At 72.8% G+C, this 16,636-nt stretch carries 14 protein-coding genes; 4 read left to right on the top strand and 10 right to left on the bottom strand.

Annotated elements, in window-relative coordinates; translation table 11 throughout:
- Positions 1–248: 248 nt before the first annotated feature.
- On the bottom strand, positions 249–1,343 hold the full coding sequence (locus ACWC24_RS20860) for a GNAT family N-acetyltransferase (protein ID WP_450664322.1): 1,095 nt from the start codon (positions 1,341–1,343) through the stop codon (positions 249–251).
- 1 nt (position 1,344) lies between these two features.
- On the bottom strand, positions 1,345–1,818 hold the full coding sequence (locus ACWC24_RS20855; RefSeq protein WP_450664321.1) for a hypothetical protein: 474 nt from the start codon (positions 1,816–1,818) through the stop codon (positions 1,345–1,347).
- Between the two features lie 239 nt (positions 1,819–2,057).
- Here ACWC24_RS20855 and ACWC24_RS20850 point away from each other — a divergent pair, with 239 nt between their 5' ends.
- Positions 2,058–2,864: an SGNH/GDSL hydrolase family protein gene (locus tag ACWC24_RS20850; RefSeq protein ID WP_450664320.1), complete on the top strand. Its 807-nt coding sequence runs from the start codon at positions 2,058–2,060 to the stop codon at positions 2,862–2,864.
- A gap of 4 nt (positions 2,865–2,868) precedes the next feature.
- On the opposite strand, the gene ACWC24_RS20845 is transcribed toward ACWC24_RS20850, so the two are convergent.
- From ACWC24_RS20845 to ACWC24_RS20830, 4 genes are all read right to left on the bottom strand, one after another.
- The gene (locus ACWC24_RS20845) at positions 2,869–4,470 is read right to left on the bottom strand and encodes a protein kinase domain-containing protein (protein WP_450664319.1); all 1,602 of its coding nucleotides are present in this window, start codon (positions 4,468–4,470) and stop codon (positions 2,869–2,871) included.
- 45 nt (positions 4,471–4,515) lie between these two features.
- Positions 4,516–6,237: an urease accessory protein UreH domain-containing protein gene (locus ACWC24_RS20840; protein WP_450664375.1), complete on the bottom strand. Its 1,722-nt coding sequence runs from the start codon at positions 6,235–6,237 to the stop codon at positions 4,516–4,518.
- 26 nt (positions 6,238–6,263) lie between these two features.
- Positions 6,264–7,952 carry a tetratricopeptide repeat protein gene (locus ACWC24_RS20835; RefSeq protein ID WP_450664318.1) on the bottom strand — a complete coding sequence of 563 codons (1,689 nt, stop codon included), beginning with the start codon at positions 7,950–7,952 and terminating at the stop codon, positions 6,264–6,266.
- 286 nt (positions 7,953–8,238) lie between these two features.
- Complete coding sequence (locus ACWC24_RS20830) at positions 8,239–9,774, bottom strand: DUF4331 domain-containing protein (RefSeq protein WP_450664317.1); 1,536 nt, start codon at positions 9,772–9,774, stop codon at positions 8,239–8,241.
- A gap of 205 nt (positions 9,775–9,979) precedes the next feature.
- Here ACWC24_RS20830 and ACWC24_RS20825 point away from each other — a divergent pair, with 205 nt between their 5' ends.
- The 3 genes from ACWC24_RS20825 (at position 9,980) to ACWC24_RS20815 (ending at position 11,719) form a co-directional block, all read left to right on the top strand.
- Entirely contained in the window at positions 9,980–10,522 is a 543-nt protein-coding gene (locus tag ACWC24_RS20825; RefSeq protein ID WP_450664316.1) for a sigma-70 family RNA polymerase sigma factor, read from the top strand.
- Positions 10,519–11,334: an anti-sigma factor gene (locus tag ACWC24_RS20820; RefSeq protein WP_450664315.1), complete on the top strand. Its 816-nt coding sequence runs from the start codon at positions 10,519–10,521 to the stop codon at positions 11,332–11,334. The genes ACWC24_RS20825 and ACWC24_RS20820 overlap by 4 nt, the downstream gene beginning before the upstream one ends.
- A 115-nt stretch (positions 11,335–11,449) precedes the next feature.
- Positions 11,450–11,719 (top strand): hypothetical protein, encoded by a 270-nt coding sequence (locus tag ACWC24_RS20815; protein WP_152895176.1) that lies wholly within the window; start codon positions 11,450–11,452, stop codon positions 11,717–11,719.
- A 9-nt stretch (positions 11,720–11,728) separates the two neighbouring features.
- Here ACWC24_RS20815 and ACWC24_RS20810 read toward each other — a convergent pair whose 3' ends face one another.
- The 4 genes from ACWC24_RS20810 to hmgA all read right to left on the bottom strand — a co-directional run bounded on the left by ACWC24_RS20810 (position 11,729) and on the right by hmgA (position 16,376).
- Entirely contained in the window at positions 11,729–12,937 is a 1,209-nt protein-coding gene (locus ACWC24_RS20810; protein ID WP_450664314.1) for a CaiB/BaiF CoA transferase family protein, read from the bottom strand.
- Between the two features lie 126 nt (positions 12,938–13,063).
- Positions 13,064–14,221, bottom strand: coding sequence for a type ISP restriction/modification enzyme (locus ACWC24_RS20805; RefSeq protein WP_450664313.1), 1,158 nt, complete (start codon positions 14,219–14,221; stop codon positions 13,064–13,066).
- Between the two features lie 26 nt (positions 14,222–14,247).
- Positions 14,248–14,997 carry a GntR family transcriptional regulator gene (locus ACWC24_RS20800; RefSeq protein WP_450664312.1) on the bottom strand — a complete coding sequence of 250 codons (750 nt, stop codon included), beginning with the start codon at positions 14,995–14,997 and terminating at the stop codon, positions 14,248–14,250.
- Positions 14,998–15,023: 26 nt separating this feature from the next.
- Positions 15,024–16,376, bottom strand: coding sequence for a homogentisate 1,2-dioxygenase (hmgA, locus tag ACWC24_RS20795; RefSeq protein WP_450664311.1), 1,353 nt, complete (start codon positions 16,374–16,376; stop codon positions 15,024–15,026).
- Positions 16,377–16,636 lie beyond the last annotated feature (260 nt).

Genomic DNA, 16,636 nt, shown 5'->3' with positions numbered 1-16,636 from the left:
GCCGTGGTACGACGGCCGGTTGCGCGGCACGGCTCGGCGACAACTGCGCTCACCGAGCACGGCACCCCCCTACCGCGCCCCGCCCCGGTACGCCGTGGCCCTTGGTCCCTCCCCTTGGAGCCGTGTGCCGACGGACCGATGCGGGTGAGTTGTACGACGGTATTGACGAATGAACCCGTATGGCAAGACCTGGAACGAGGGCTCACCTTTTTATTGGTTTGGGCGTTACATACGCTGTGCGGTGTTGCTCACCGATTCGAACGCGCCTGCCCCAGGCGCTTGAGCAGCCGGTCCGCCGGCTCGAAGAGCTGCGGACGGGCCAGCACCGCGTTGCGCAGCGCCCGGACCGGGGCGCGGTGCGCCCGGTGCCCGATCGCCACCGGATGACGCCTGGTCACCCACCCTTCGGACACGACGAGTTCGCGTGTCTTCAGGGAGTCCTTGTACTCCTTGTGCCCCCGGCCCAGGTCGAGGTAGGCGATGCCGTCGGCGGCGGCCGCCTCGGCCATCCGCAGATGCATGATCAGGCCCGGCGAGTACTTCGCGTACGCCGGGTCGTACGCCGGGAACCAGCAGGCGAGGACGCGTTCGCTACGCAGTCCGAAGTGCGCGGCGACCGGACGGCCGTCCGCGTACAGCACCGACAGGATCCCCCCGGACGGCTCGTGACGGGTGTGGAACAGCTGCTGCACCAGCCCGGTGATCCACGCGTGGGCGAAGCGGTCGCTGCGGCCGGTGCGCCGGTACTGCGCGGACTTCCACGCCATCAGCGTCTGGAGGGCGGCCGGGTCGCGTTCGTCGTGGACGTAGCGCACGTCCCGTGCGTCCCGGCCGAGCCTGCGCTCCTTGGCGAGCGTGGTCCGGGTGAACTTGGGCGACCGGGCGCGCAGTTCGCCCAGGTAGCTCTCGTAACCCCGGTCGAGGTCCATGACCGGGGACGGGAAGGTGCCGGTGGCTCCCGCCTCGAACGGCTCCTGGCCCTGCACCAGATGGTCGAACTCCCACAGGGAGAGTCCGCAGGCCCGTAACAGCGCGCGGGCGTCCCAGGTGAACCCGGGCCGGTGCACCAGCCCCTGGGCGTCGGAGACACCGAGGCCGACGGCTCTGCCGACCCCGGCGGCGGACCTCTGGAACGGGAAGTACGCGGCCGGCTCCCCGTCCTGGCGGACGACCGCGATCCGCACGCCCCGTCTGACCCGGCCCATCGCGAGCGTGAACTCCGGTGACAGGAAGGGGTTCGCGAGGCCGGGCGCGTCGTGCAGATGGGCCTTGGACTGCATCGCCGTCCACGCCGCCCGGTCGGCCGCGGTCAGCTCGCCGGGGCGGTACACGCTGATGTCCATGTCAGGAACCCTGTCTTCCCGCCGTGCGGCCACGGCGTCGGCCCACCACGACCAGCAGCAGGGCGAGGGCGCTGAGCACGGTCACGGCCGCGATCCCGCCGGGCACCGACCAGCGGTGCACGGCCAGCATGGCCTGGGCCACCAGCATGTCGAGGACGACCGCGCCCGCGACCGAGACGAGCACGCGGGCGAACGGATCCAGTCCGCGCAGCGCGGCGGCGACGGCGGCCGCCGGGGCCGCGAGCAGGAAGAAGAGCACGAACGGGCCGCGCAGGGGCGAGCCGGAGCCGGTGAGCGCGAGCAGCGCGCCGATCGCCCCGACCGCCGTGGCGGCTCCCGCGAGCAGCGGCGACAGGTCCTTGCCCGGTCCCGGTCCCGGCCCCGCGCGCTCGGTGCGGTCCGCGGGCGCCGGTGAAGTCCGGTTGTCCATGTGCTGGATGTGCTGCATGTTCTGGATGTTCTGGATGTTCCGCATGGGCGACTTTGCCCCCCGAAGTGCCGGATGCCGGGCTTCAATGTCGCGCAGCCCGAAGGTGGCCGTCAAGATGCGGAAGTTCGTCGTGGTTCTGATCCGCCGCCGAACGGCGGGTGCGCTCCTGGTGCGTTCTGGGCGCGAGTTGTGGCGGAGGGCAACAATCTTGGCATGGACACTTCCTGTCAACACGCGTAGTTGCTACGTAAGTCGAGGCAGAGATCCTGCTAAAGGGAGGTTCCATGAGACGTTCCCGAATCGCGGCTTTCGTCAGTTCACTCCTCCTGGCCGGCGGCATCGCCCTCACCGGGAGCGGTGTGGCGCAGGCCTCGTCGACGGCCGCGGCCACCGGCTATGTGGCCCTCGGCGACTCCTACTCCTCCGGAGTGGGCTCCGGCAGCTACATCAGCTCCAGCGGCGACTGCGACCGCAGCACCAAGGCGTACCCCTACCTCTGGAACGCCGCCCACGCGCCGTCCTCGTTCACCTTCGCCGCCTGCTCGGGCGCCCGAACGGATGATGTTCTGGCCGGTCAGCTCGGCGGTCTGAACTCCTCCACCGGCCTGGTCTCCATCACCATCGGCGGCAACGACGCCGGGTTCGCCGACGTGATGACGACCTGCGTCCTGTCGTCCGACAGCGGCTGCGTCTCCCGCATCAACACCGCCAAGGCGTACGTCGACTCGACGCTGCCCGGCAAACTCGACGCCGTCTACACGGCGATCAGCACCAATGCCCCCAACGCCCGCGTCGTCGTCATCGGTTACCCCCGCTTCTACAAGCTCGGCGCCACCTGTCTCGGCCTCTCCGACACCAAGCGCGCCGCGATCAACGGCGCGGCCGACTACCTCGACACCGCCGTCGCCGCGCGGGCCGCCGCCCACGGCTTCACCTTCGGCGACGTACGCTCCACGTTCACCGGCCACGAGCTCTGCTCCGGCAGCGCCTGGCTGCACAGCCTGAACTGGCTCGACATCGGCGAGTCCTACCACCCGACCGCCACCGGGCAGTCGGGCGGCTACCTCCCGGTGCTCACGAACGCGGCCTGAACCCTCATGGAGTGACGGCAGGCGAGGAGGAGACCTCGTCCGACGGGGTCTCCTTCACGCACGTCACCGTGAACGGCACCGGCTCGGACGTCCGGTGCACCGGGTCGCGCACCTCCACGCTGATCTCGTTCGAGAACGTGCCGCTCTCCGAGTACGTCGTCACGATCACCTGGTCCTGCCGCGACCGCGCGCCGCCCTCGGGGAACGACAGCGTCTTCCAGCCCGAGTCCGAGATCCTTCCGTTCTTCGACACCCACCGGTAGTCGACCTCGGCCGGCAGCCGGCCCACCGTGAAAGTCGCCGTGAACGTCGGCGCGTCGGCGTCCGACGGCGGACAACTGCCCGTGTAGTCCGTGTGCTTGCCCGTGAGGGTGATGTCGACGCTCTGCGGCGGGGTGGCGGACGTGGGCGCACTGCTGCTGGGGGTCGCCGAGGGAGTCGGCTGAGCGGCCGAGGTGGTCGGCGCGCTCGTGCCGGGCGTCAGCCCGCCGCCGCTCTCGGTGGCGGTGTTCCGGCCGCCGTCGCCCCCGCCCTTGTCGTTGTTCAGCAGCACGTACGTCAGACCCCCGACGGCCAGCGCGAGAGCGATGACCCCCGCGGCCAGTACCACGGCGGCGCGGCGGTCGCGGTCCGGCCGTCGTTCGTCCGGCGGCGCGACGGGCGCGGTGCGCGCGGTGGCCGCGGGGCCGGGCCACGGCGGCGGTTCCTGCCGGGACGGCAGCGGGCGGGTCGGAGCCGTCGGATACGGCACCGCCCGCACGGTGTCCGCGCTCGGCGCGCCCCCGGCACCGACGACCCGCAGGTCCCGCCCGGCCTGCTCGGCGGTCAGCCGCTCGGCGGGGTCCTTGCGCAGCAGCCCCGCGATGACGGGCGCGAGCGGTCCGGCCCGGTGCGGCGGAGGGAGCTCGTCCTCCACGATCGCGCGCAGCGTGCTCAGCGGAGTGGCCTGGCGGAAGGGGGAGTTGCCCTCGACCGCCGCGTACAGCAGCACCCCGAGCGACCACAGGTCCGACTCGGGTCCGGGGGTGCGGCCCAGTGCCCGCTCGGGGGGCAGGAACTCGGGCGAGCCGATGACCTCGCCGGTCATGGTCAGCGCCGAGCTGCCCTCGACCCTGGCGATGCCGAAGTCGGTGAGCACCACCCGGCCGTCGTTCGACAGCAGGACATTGGCCGGTTTCACGTCCCGGTGCAGCACCCCCGCCTCGTGCGCGGCCCGCAGCGCGGCCAGCACCTCGGCGCCGATGTGCGCGGCGCGCTGCGGGGTCAGCGCGCCCTCGGTCTCCAGGAGTTCGGCCAGCGAGATGCCGCGGACCAGCTCCATGACGATCCAGGGGCGGCCGTCCTCGGTGGCCACGTCGTACACCGTCACCACGTTGCGGTGCGAGATCCGGGCGGCCGCCCACGCCTCGCGTTCCAGCCGGGCGTACATCCGCTGCATGTCGGACGTCGGCAGACCGGCCGGCGCCCGCACCTCCTTGACGGCGACCTCGCGGTTCAGCAGCTCGTCGCGGGCCCGCCACACGGTCCCCATGCCGCCCTCGCCGAGCGGGGACAGCAGGCGGTAGCGGCCCGCGACCAGACGATCAGCGCCCTGTTCTCCGGACACCGGCATCCCCCTCCGCAGCCTGGCGGACATCCTCCCCAAAATAGCTCAACCGATAACGGATGCCGCCCCCTTGAGCACCAGTCCGGCCCCGAGGAGCACGACGACCAGGGCCGACCACAGGGGGGTGGTGCGGCGTACCGCGGCGACGAGCGGGTGGGTCGTCCAGCGGGGGCCCTCGTCCAGTACCCGGGTCATACGGCTGCCCAGCCGTACGACGGCGAACCCGGCCGCGGTCAGCGTGAGCGCGAGTCCGACGCCGTACGCGACGACCAGCAGCAGCCCGAACCAGGCCTGGCCCAGTGCGGCGGCGCCCACGAGCACGACGACGGCCGAGGGGCTGGGCACGAGCCCGCCGGCGAAACCGAGCAGGATCGTGCCGCGGAGGGTGGGGGCCGTGGGGTGGGTGTGGGTGAACCCGTTGTGGGTGTGTTCGAGACCGTGGGCATGGGCGTGCGCATGGCCGCGGTCGTGTTCAGGGGTGTGTTCGTGGGCGTGGGGGCGCCCGTGTTCGTGCTCGTTCTCGTGGCTGTGGTCGTGTTCGTGGCCGTGCGTGGCGGGACGCCGGGGCGTCCGGTGAGGCGCGGTCACGGTCGAGGCGCGTGCGCCGACGAGGGCGAGCGGACGCTCCGGCGTCCTCCCGGGCTCCGGCTCGTGCGTGTGGGTGTGCGTGTGCCCCTCTTCATGGCCGTGTTCGTGGCCGTGGGTATGCCCGTGTCCGTGGTCGTGCCCGTGCCCGTGGCCACCGTGTCCGTGCCCGTGGTTCCGGTTGTGCCAGGCCCGGCGTACGAGACTCACGCCCGCGAACAACACCAGCGCGCCGCTCGCCAGGCCCAGCCAGGCGATCACCGAGGGCGCCGCGGCGGAGCCGGCCGTGACCAGGAGGCCCAGGGCGACCACGCCCAGGGTGTGGGTGACGGTCACCGACGCGGCCAGCGGCAGGACGTCCTTGAGGCGGGCCCGGCCGCCGCGGGCCGCGGCCGTCGCGGCCATGATGCTCTTCCCGTGACCAGGGGCGAGCGCGTGCATCGCGCCCAGGACGACCGCGACGAGCAGGGCCAGGGCCGCGAAGCCGACAGTGAGGTGCTGGCGCGCGACCAGGTTGTCCAGGGCCTGGGTCCAGCGGTCGGCGCCGCGCGGCAGCACGGAGGCGGCGGGCGCGTCGCGTCCCGTGTCGTCGGCCAGTGCCGGACCGCCGGGCCGCACGCGCAGGGAGGCGGTGGCGGTGTCGGCGGGGGAGGAGAGCAACTCCTTCGGGTAGCTGGTCAGTTCGTGCGAGACCGAGCTCTTCGGTACGTCCGTCGCGGTGAGCGTGGTGCGGTCGCCGCGCGCGGTGATCTCCCGCCAGCCGGGGCCGGTGGCGGCGCCCGCGCTGTGGAAGCCGAGGGCGATCGGCCGGCCCTCGGGCAGTTCGGCCGTCAGACGGCATTCGACGCGCAGGGTGTGCAGTCCCGCCTGGCCGGGCCGCAGCCGCGCCCGGGCGGCGCCGACCGTGAGGGCGACGGCGTGCCCGTCGACGGTGACCCGGCTGTCCTCGGCGGCCTTCGCGCAGCGCTGCCTGGCCCACTCGGCGGTGCCCAGCCGTCGCAGGTCGGGGCCGGCCTGGGTGGCCGGGATCTCGGCCAGGTCCTCGACGTGGTCCACGCGGAGCCGGCCGGGGGCGGCGACCAGGCCGTCGTAGCGGTTGACGGTGAAGTTGCCGAGCGGGTGGGCGCTCGCGGACGCGACGGGGACGAGCGCGAGCGCGCAGGCGGCCGTGAGGACGGCCATGACGGAGGCGAACGGACGACGGAGCTTCACCGGGCGGCCTCCAGGGACTTCAGCGCGTCGCGGGCCGCGCGGGCGCCGAGGGGGGAGAAGCCGGGGTTCAGCTTCAGCGCGGCGGTCAGGTGGGTGCGGGCGTCCTCCGGGTGTCCGGTGGCCAGCTCGATCATCCCGCGGTGGTAGAGGAAGGAGGCGTTGCGGTAGCCGGTCGCGGTGGCCTCGCGGGCGTGCGTGAGGGCCTCGGCGTCCCGCCCGTTGACGTGCAGGGCCCAGGCGAGGGCGTCCGCGGTGTGCACGGTGTGCCGGCGGGCCCACTCGGCGCGGGCGGCGCGCAGCGCGGCCTCGGCGTCGCCGTGCTCGGCCGCGGCGAGCGCGGTGTCGAGGTCGGCGTCGACGCCGTTGGCGCGGGCGAGTGCGATCCAGGCCTCCACCAGGGCGTACTGGTCGCCGGCCTTCGCCCGGTCCCCTTCGGCGCCGCGGGCCTCGTACAGTTCGCCGAGTTCGACGAGGGGTCCGGGCAGCGGGTACCGGGAGACGACGTTCTCCATTCCGGTGATCGCGTCGGCCCGGTCGCCGCTCGCGGCCTGGGCGCGGGCCCGGCCCTCCAGGGCGGGAAGGTAGTTCTCGTCGGCGCCGAGCGCGCGGGCGTAGTAGTCGAGTGCCGACCTGTAGTCGCCCTGGTTCCAGGCGAGTTGGCCGAGCTGGGCGGAGACGTAGGCCACGTCGCCCGGGGAGGTCGCGGTGTCCAGCGCCTGCCGCAGGACGCGGCGGGCCGTGGCCACGTCGCCGCGCAGCTCGTGGACGTACGCGTACCGGGTGAAGACGGGGACGCCGGGGTGCCGGGCGTCGGCGAGGTCGGCCGCCTGCTGCGCCTCTTCGTACCGGCCGAGTTCGACGAGCGCGTCGATACGGGAGCACAGGGCGCGTTCGCTGTAGGGGTTCTGCTTCAGCGCCCGGTCGGCGTAGACCAGGGCGTTCTTGAAGTCGTGCCGGGCGGCGGCGAGGGCGGCGCGGCCGGCGAGGGCCGGGTCGTTGTCCGGTGCCAGGGCGAGCGAGCGGGTGAACGCCTGCGCGGCCTGCGGGTAGCGGGAGGGGTCGCCCTGGGTACGCGCCTGCTCGACATAGGCCAGCCCGAGCGTCGCCCAGCTGCCGAAGTCACGTGGCTGCGCGCGCAGATGGGTCTGGAGCGCGGAGATGCCCGCGTTCAGGTCGCCGCTGCCCAGCAGGGCGGGCGACACCGCCGCGGGCGCGGCGACGGCGACCGGCCGGCTGTCCCGCACCGCGCCCACCGCGATGGATCCGGCGGTCAGTGCCACCGCCAACAGAGCCGCACAGCAGGCGAGTTGGCCGACCCGCCAGCGCCGCCCGGCGTCGGCGACGCGCCGCAGAGCGGCGACGCGGACGTCCGCGGGCGGAGTGTGTGCGGGAGCGGCGTCCGCGGGAGAGGCGTCCCCAGGCGAAGCGCCCGGGTGAGAAGCATCCGCGGGTGAAGTGTCCGTGGGAGACGCGTCGTCGGCGGGAGCGGCGACGGTCCCGGTCCCGTCCGGGTCCGGCGAGGGTGCCGTCCCGGCGTGGTCCGGGGCTGCACCCTCGCCGGACCCGGTCCTGTCACCCCCCGGTTCGGTGCCGGGCGCCGCGGTCCCCGAGTGGTCCGGCTCCGGCGAGGCGGAGGGCGAGACGGAATCCCTCTGCGGTGAGTTGTCGTTCGTGCGCGGGGACATGCCCTCTCCTCGGTCGTCGCGTGGGGCGACGCGGCCCGCACCGTGGGGGGTGTGGAGAGGTGCGGGCCGCGCCGGTCTGTGGGGATGCGGACTAGGGCGTGTTTCGAAAGTAGCGTCGTCCGCCCGAAGGGCGGGCCCGGCGGCGTCTGGTGCGTGCGATCGCAAGGCGGAGGGTCGCCCCGATACTGGTTGTATCGGGGGGATCCCGACAACGCGGCTGGGGGTGCCCCCTCTGGGGGAGTGCGTGCCAGACGCCGCCGGGCAGACGGGACTTTCGAAACACGCCCTAGTAGGGCCGCTGCGAGCGGCGGCGCCACCAGGCCAGGCCCGTGCCGATCAGCAGGACGCCGGCCGCGCCCGAGGCCGCGGAGGCGGCGATCAGGGTGGTGTCGGTGCCGCTGCCCGAGGTGCCGGCCGGCTGGAGCGCGTCACCGAGCTGGCTGCGCACGTCCGCGCCGCTGGTCGTGCCCTTGGCGAGCGCGCCGCGCGAGCCCGAGGTCGGGTTGGCCAGGTAGGGGAAGGAGTGACCGAACTTCTGGTCGTTGGCGTCGACCGCGTCGCCCAGGTCGTTCTTGGAACCGACCAGTTCGCCCTCGACGACCTGGAGTGCCTCGTCGATCACGTCATCGGTGAGCCGACGGCCGTTCGGGAAGCCCGCGTTGTCGCCGTCCAGCACGCCCAGCCGCTTGGGGTGGGCGGTCGGCTTGATCGAGGTGTTGAGGCGCAGTTCCTCGGCCGGCGTCACCTTCGGCGGCTGGTTGAGGCCCTTGACGCCCTTCAGGAACACGTCGACCAGGTCGTTGCGCGGCTCGGCCGGCGCCTTGATCTTGTAGATCCCCTCGATGAGCTTCGGCAGCTCGGGGTTGGTGACGTTCTTCAGGAACTGCGCGTCCTGCCAGGGCGAGGACGCGTTGAACTTGTCCTTGTCCTTCTGCGGGTTGACCACCTCGTTGACCAGCGGGTTGCCCAGGCGCGACACCTGCGTGTAGTAGCCGCCCGCGGTCTTGCGCTGGGTCGTCGACCAGACGCCCACGATCGGCTGGTGGGCCGACTCCGTGATCATCTTGTTCGGGATCTGGAGGGCGATCGAGTTGACGTTGTAGCCCTTGAGGGTGTCCCGGCCGACCTCGGACAGGTTCCCGCCGTAGAGGAGGTCGAAGACCCGCAGGTCCAGGAAGAACGGGTCGTCAGCCTGCCCGGCGAACGTCTGCGCACCGCTGGAGAGCTTGTGGATCGCCTGGTAGCGCAGCTTGCCGTAGTCCGGCATCGAGGCCTTGCCCACGTTCGACGGCGCGACCGGGACATCGTGCGCGATCTTCGTCTTCGACACCTGGTGCTGGTGCTTCAGCCGGATCAGGTCGATGTCGTACGTCTGCGTGATGTTGAGGTCGGGGTCGTCGAGGCTCTCGACGGCGCCCGTGTTGTAGAGGAACGTGTTCTTGTTCTTGACGTGCGTCTTGAAGGTGTAGCGGAAGAGCAGATCGCCCTGCGCGTCACCGTCGTTGTCGATGTGGAGGTCGTACTGGGCGTCGTCCGCGAACGTGTAGAAGTTCGGTCCGCCGGCCGGCTCCTCGAAGGGGATCCAGTTCGCGATGATCGTCGTCGTGTCCGGCTTGTCCGGGCTCACGAAGGCGTACACGTCCGTGTTGTCGTACTGGGGGGTCCCCGAGATCAGCGGCGCCTCGCGGTGGCTGGAGGCGGAGGCCGCCCCGGGCTCCAGCAGGGCCACACCGGCGGCTGTGAGCCCCCCGGCGGCCAGCGCAGCACATATGAGGGCCGCGACGCCTCGGCGTCCCGTACCGGTCCTGGAGATAGGTGTCATGCCGTCCGTCCTCAGTCCAACTTGCTTGACGGACGGGTATACGGCGCGGAGGCACCGGTCGGATTGGTCGATCGGGAAATTTCTTTTCTCCCTGCCCCACCCGCGTTTCGTGCACCCTGATCCGTAACCCCATCCGGAGGTGTGTTCGTTGCGAATGCCTGGTGTGACGGGACGGGCCGGCTGCGGCCGGGGAGAGGGGAACCGCGTGGAGGCGGACGAGCTACTGGTGCTCGTGGCGGGTGGCGACCAGAAGGCATTCGAGGAGCTGTACGCGCTGGTGTCCGGGCCGGTGTTCGGGCTCGTGCGGCGCGTCGTGCGCGATCCCGCGCAGTCGGAGGAGGTGTCCCAGGAGGTGCTGCTCGAACTGTGGCGCTCCGCCGCCCGCTTCGACCCCGGCCGGGGCAGCGCGCTGTCCTGGATCCTCACCCTCGCCCACCGCCGCGCCGTCGACCGGGTGCGCAGCGTCCGGGCGGCCGGCGAACGCGAGCAGCGCGAGGCGCGACGCGCCCACCACCCCGCCTTCGACCAGGTCACCGAGGAGGTCGAGGCGGGTCTGGAGCGCGAGTGGGTGCGCCGCTGCCTGGACCGGCTGACCGCCCTGCAACGCCAGTCCGTCACTCTCGCCTATTACGACGGATACACCTACCGTGAAGTGGCCGAGCGGCTCTCGCTCCCGCTCGGCACGGTCAAGACCCGTATGCGCGACGGACTCACGGGCCTGCGCAAATGCCTGGGAGGCGTCGCATGAGCGTCCTGGACCGACTGCTGCGACGCGAGGACCTGCACTCGCTCGCCGCCCCCTACGCCCTCGACGCGCTGGAACCCGCCGAGCGGCTGCGCTTCGAACGGCACCTCGACGGCTGCGAGGTGTGCGCCGCCGAGGTCCGCGCGCTGTCGGAGGACGCCGTCCGGCTGGCCTGGTCCACCGCGGCCCCGCCGCCGGCCGCGATGCGCGACCGGGTCCTGGCCGCCGTACGGACGACTCCGCAGATGTCCGCTCCCGAGCCGGAGCGCATGACGGCCCAACTGCCGCCGCACGTCTGGGGGAACCGGCCGCCGCCCGCCCGGATCCGGGTGTCCCGCCCGCGCCCGCTGTTCGTGCCGTTCGCCACGGCGACGGCCGCCGCGGCCCTCGTCGTCGCCTCGCTCTTCGCCGTCCAGGCCGGTCACGCCCAGGACCGGCTGGACGCCGAGCGGGCCCAGTCGCGGGAGATCGCCCGGGTGCTCGCCGCGCCGGACACCCGAGCGACCACCGACCGGGACGCCCAGGGGCGCAGCATCGGCGTGATCGCCTCCGCCTCGCAGGGCCGGGCGATCGTGACCCTGAGCGGATACGACGGTCTGGCGAGCGGACACGTGCACCAGTTGTGGCTCATGCCCCCCTCCGGGCCACCGCGCTCCCTGGGCCTCTTCGACGGCGACACGCCCCTGGTCACCTCCGGTCTCGACAAATCCGCCACGTCACTCGCTGTCACCGTCGAGCCCGACGGGGGCTCCGCGCAGCCCACTACCCAGCCGATTGTCCAACTCGCCCTGAAATCGCTCGGATTCGGAGAGTAATCGTCAACCCCCTTGCGAAACAGGTGAATCCTGTGCCTGCGATACACGAGTGCCCCATGAGGGCGATAGGGTTACTCTGCCCGAGCTGGGTGGACTCGTACGGGTGGGGAGTGACATGGAACAGATAACAGTGCGCAGCAGGGCGAGGGTCCCTGCGATCACCTGCGGGAGCAGCGCGACAAGTTCGCGCCTCGACCGTCATCTGTCGGTGCTGGCGGGGCCCGCCATACCGCAGCGCGAGACGGTCGAGGCGACTTCGCTCATGCTCGAACTGACGGCACGCAGCACCCAGCCCGACAAGACCAGCAGGGTTGCCCGCGTCCGTCGCGTCTCGCTCTTCGCGCCGCTGCGCCGGCTGAGCCGTTCCCTGTTCGGCGGGAACTGAGGCCCGCGCTCAGGCGGCCACACCGTCCCGGCGCAGCGCTGCGATCAGCTCGTCCGTCATCCCCACGGCGCGCAGCAGTGCCTCGGTGTGCTCCCCGAGCGCGGGCACGTCCCCCAGGTCCGCCTCCGTTCCGCCCGGCAGTGTGATCGGTGGCAGCAGTGTCCGCAGCGGCCCGACCGGCGTCCCCACCTCCCGCCACCGCTCCCGAGCCGCCAGCTGCGGATGCTCCGCCACCTCGTGCAGGTCCCGCAGGCGCGCACACGCGATGCCCGCCGCCTCGAGCCGTGCGACGGCCTCGTCGGCGTCCAGCGTGCCCAGCGCCTTCGCCACGTGCGCGTCCGTGCCGCCCCGGTTCGCGACTCGGGCTGCGTTCGTGGCATGGGCCGGATCCGTCCCCAACTCCGGCTCCCCGAGAACCTGTTCGGCCAGTCGCCGCCACTCCCGGTCGTTCTGCACCGACAGCAGCACCCGTCCGCCGTCCGCCGTCGGGTAGGAGTCGTAGGGCGCGATGACGGCGTGCGCGAGCCCGGTGCGCGCCGGGGGAGTGCCCCCGTGCATCGCGTGGTGCAGCGGATGCCCCATCCATTCCGCGAGCGCTTCCAGCATCGACACCTCCACCGGCCCGCCGCGCCCCGTGGTGCCCCGCCGCACCAGCGCCGCCAGCACCCCGGAGAACGCGTACATGGCCGCCGCGATGTCGGCCGCCGGGATCCCCGCCTTCACCGGCTGCTCCGGCGTCCCCGTCACCGACACCAGCCCGGCCTCGCACTGCACCAGCATGTCGTACGCCCGTTTGTCCGCGTACGGACCGGACGCCCCGTAGCCCGAGACGTCGACGGCGATCAGCCGCGGATGCGCCGCGCACAGGGTGGCCGCGTCCAGACCGAGCCGGGCGGCGGCCCCCTGCGCCAGGTTCTGCACGAATACGTCCGCGTCCGCGACCAGCCGCCGTACGACGTCCAGGCCCCGCTCGTCCTTGAGGTCCAGGGCGATCGACTCCTTGCCGCGGTTGCACCACACGAAGTGCGAGGCGAGGCCGCCGGCGGCGGTGTCGTAGCCCCGGGCGAAGTCGCCGCCGTCGATCCGCTCCACCTTGATGACCCGGGCGCCGAGATCGGCGAGCTGCCGGGTGGCGAAGGGGGCCGCGACGGCCTGCTCGACGGCGACGACGGTGATGCCCTCCAGGGGCGGGGGAAGTGGCCTCATGCGCTGGATCATGTCCTGCGCCCGCCCCGTTGTCATGCCCGGGAGCGCGTGTACCGGCTCACCTCCGGCCGGGCGCGACGGCAGCCCGGTGGCACCCGGTGGCAGTCCGGTGGTCGACGGGGGAGCCGGGCAACCGGCTCAGACGAGGGCGAACTGCCCCTCGGGGCCCTCCTCGTGGTGGTCCAGGACCGTCGCCGGGCGGCGGGCCGCCTCCGGGACCGGCAGGACCCCCGCCGCGCGCAGCTCGGCGGCCGGGACCGGGTGGAGCGGCTCCAGCCCCGCCCGCTGCGGCTCCACCTCCGCCAGCAGGGCGAGGACGGTGATCAGTTCCAGCAGCTCCGACGTCCACGTCTGGAGCCAGGCCGCCGGGCGGATCGCCGCCAGGGAACCCGGCTCGCCCTCGGCGGTCCGCGTCGCGATCCACTGCTCCAGCACCCTGACCCCGGCCGCCTCGAAGTCCCAGGCCTGCGGCGGCACCGGGGAGATCCGGCCCTCGTCGAGGTGCAGGGTCTCCTCGTCCCGGTCGTAACGCACGTCCAGGGGCCGGGTGGGGAGCGGGGCGCGGACGTAGGGGCGGCGGCCGCCGGGGAGTTTGGGGCGGTCGCCGTCGCGGCGCATCAGCCACAGTGAGCGGCGGCCCAGTTCGACGCCCCGGTACCAGAGATCGGCGTCCCCGGTGAGCGGGACGGTGAGGTCGGGGCGGACCGCCGCCAGGGTCCAGGCCAGGAAGTCCTCGGGGGTGGGGAGCCGGCCGAGCCGGCCGGCCAGGTGCTCCAGCAGGCCGGGGGCCAGGTTCGGTTCCGTGCCGCCGGGCCGGCGGTAGAGCGGGCGGACCCGGCCGGGGCGCAGCAGGGGCACCAGCGAGGTGGCGAGCAGGCGCGGACCGGGGCCCTCCGCGCTCTCCACGACGAGGATCTGCCGCTCGTCGGTCACCCGCCACAGCTCCGGCCGGGCCGCGTCGAGCAGCCGGTGGTCGGGGATCAGCCACTGTTCGTCGAAGGGCGCGTGCAGGACGCGTACCGGCTCCGGGCACGGGCCCGAGGCGCGGGCCAGCCGCTGGGTGCCGCTGGTCTGGCCGGGCAGCCCGCCCACCGCCGAGCGCAGGGTGCGCGAGCGGCTGGGCTCGAACAGCGCCTCCCGGTCGGCCCCCTCGGCCTTCATCAGCGTGTCCCAGCGCGCCTTCAGGGACGCCGGGTCGGGGGCCGTCGGCCACCTCCGGCCGAGCCGCGGCGGTGCGACGGACCACGGCATGAGGTCCGCCAGCGGCGGAGCGTCGTCGGGCGTCACGCTGGGCATCGTACGACGGGCCGGGGCGGGGCGGGTCAGGTGGCGTCGAGCGTCACCGTGAAGGAGAAGCGGTCGCCCCGGTAGTGGATGACCGCCACGTCCAGCGGCCGCCCGGCCGGGTCGTAGGTGATGCCCGTGTAGTGCAGGATCGGGCTGAGCAGCGGGACCTGGAGCAGCCGCGCCGTCTCCGGGTCCGCGAGCCGCGCCTCCACCGTGTCCGTGATGCGGCTGATGTCCGCGCCCACCACGTCCCGCAGCACCTTCGTCATCGGCCAGCGGACCAGGTCCGCCGGATCGATGCGCTCGGCCAGCTCCGGACGGACCCAGTTGCGGGCGTGGTTGGTCGGCTCGCCGGTCTTCTCGTCGCTGCGCAGCCGGTGGTAGCCCGCCACCCGCGCCAGATCCGGGAAGAACTCGGCGAGTTCGGACGGCACCGGCGCCGGTCCGTGGTCCAGCAGCTCGGTCGTCATGCCGGACTGCTGGGCCACGATCGCGTCCACCGAGCCCAGCAGCCGCACCGGCGTGCTGCGCAGCACGTCCGGCTCGATGAACGTCCCGCGCCTGCGGTGCCGGGAGATGAGCCCCTCGTCCTCCAGCTCCTTCAGCGCCTGCCGCATGGTCAGCACGCTCACGCCGTAGTGCCCCGCCAACTGCTCCTCGGTGGGCAGCCGTAGCGGGTCGTGGGGCGAACGGCCGAGTATGGAGGCGCGGAGCGACTGCGACACCTGGTACCACAGCGGCAGCTTGCGGTTCAGGACGATCGAGTCCGGGGCGAAGGAGGTCACGGGCTATCCGTACCTGTCGTGACCGGTCAGTGCAACGGGCGGAAGTGACGTTCGAGGCCCTGCCAGACGTCGTCGTAGCGCTGCTGGAGGTGTTCCGCCCGCGCCGCCTGCGGGGTGAGGGTGAGCGGCCAGCGGGTCTCGAACATGAAGGCCAGTCCGTCGTCGATCTTCTGCGGACGCAGTTCGGCGGCGCTCGCCCGGTCGAACGTCTCCCGGTCCGGGCCGTGGGCCGACATCATGTTGTGCAGCGAGCCGCCGCCCGGCACGAAGCCCTCCGCCTTGGCGTCGTACGCGCCCTCGACGAGCCCCATGTACTCGCTCATCACGTTGCGGTGGAAGTACGGCGGCCGGAAGGTGTCCTCGCCCACCAGCCAGCGCGGCGCGAACACCACGAAGTCGACCCCCGCCAGGCCCGGGGTGTCCGACGGCGAGGTCAGCACCGTGAAGATCGACGGGTCGGGGTGGTCGTAGGAGATCGAGCCGATCACGTTGAAGCGGCGCAGGTCGTACACGTACGGCACGTAGTTGCCGTGCCAGGCCACCACGTCGAGCGGCGAGTGGTCGTAACGGGCCGTCCAGAGGTTGCCGCAGAACTTGTTCACCACCTCCACCGGCCCCTCGACGTCCTCGTACGCGGCGGTCGGCGCCCGGAAGTCCCGGGCGTTGGCGAGTCCGTTGGCGCCGATCGGGCCGAGGTCGGGAAGGCGGAAGGGGGCGCCGTAGTTCTCGCAGACGTAACCGCGGGCGGTGGCGTCCAGGAGTTCCACCCGGAAGCGGACACCGCGCGGGATCAGCGCCATGTGTCCGGGCTCGGCGTGCAGCCTGCCGAACTCCGTGTGCAGCAGCAGCCCGCCGCGCTCCGGGACGATCAGCAGTTCGCCGTCGGCGTCGCTGAAGACGCGGTCCATGGAAGCGTCGGCGTGGTAGAGGTGCACGGCCATGCCGGCGCGCTGGGCCGCGTCGCCGTTGCCGCCGAGAGTCCACAGGCCCGCCAGGAAGTCGGTCCCCTCCGCGGGAGCCGGCAGCGGGTTCCAGCGCAGCCGGTTGGGGTCGGGCGGGGTCTCGGTGAACGGGCCGGTCCGCAGTGCGCCGTTGTCGGTGCGGACGAACGCCGGGTGGGCGGCCGAGGGGTGGATCCGGTAGAGCCACGAGCGACGGTTGTGGGCTCTGGGCTCGGTGAACGCCGTACCGCTGAGCTGTTCCGCGTACAGGCCCAGGGGGGCGCGCTGCGGCGAGTTGCGGCCCTCGGGCAGTGCTCCCGGCTCGGCCTCGGAGCTGTGCTCGTTGCCGAAACCGGAGAGATAGGACAGCCCTTCGGCGGTCTTCCGTGCTCCCCCACGCTCGGATTCGCTCGCGCGGGCGGTGCCCCCATCGCTCATGATCGCTCCCTTGCAACCTCATTCCTATGGAACACCGTAGGATTGCGGTTTCCCGCGCGCAAGAGGGACCCGGGGTCCACTTCCCTCCCGGGGTGGCGGACGCGGGTTCGCCCACGCGCCGACGTCGAGGGGATCCGTGCCGCGGGGCGGTGCTCTACGCTCCGGGGCATGTCGGACGGACGCGACCTTCTCGGCGTGCTCGGCGTCTTCGCGCGCACCGCCGCGGACACCGGTGCCGTCGCCCGGGGCGGTCCCGCCGG

This window comes from Streptomyces sp. NPDC001443 (assembly GCF_053597355.1).
Note: the sequence above shows the minus strand (reverse complement) of the source record. Positions and strands in the feature narration are given on the sequence as shown.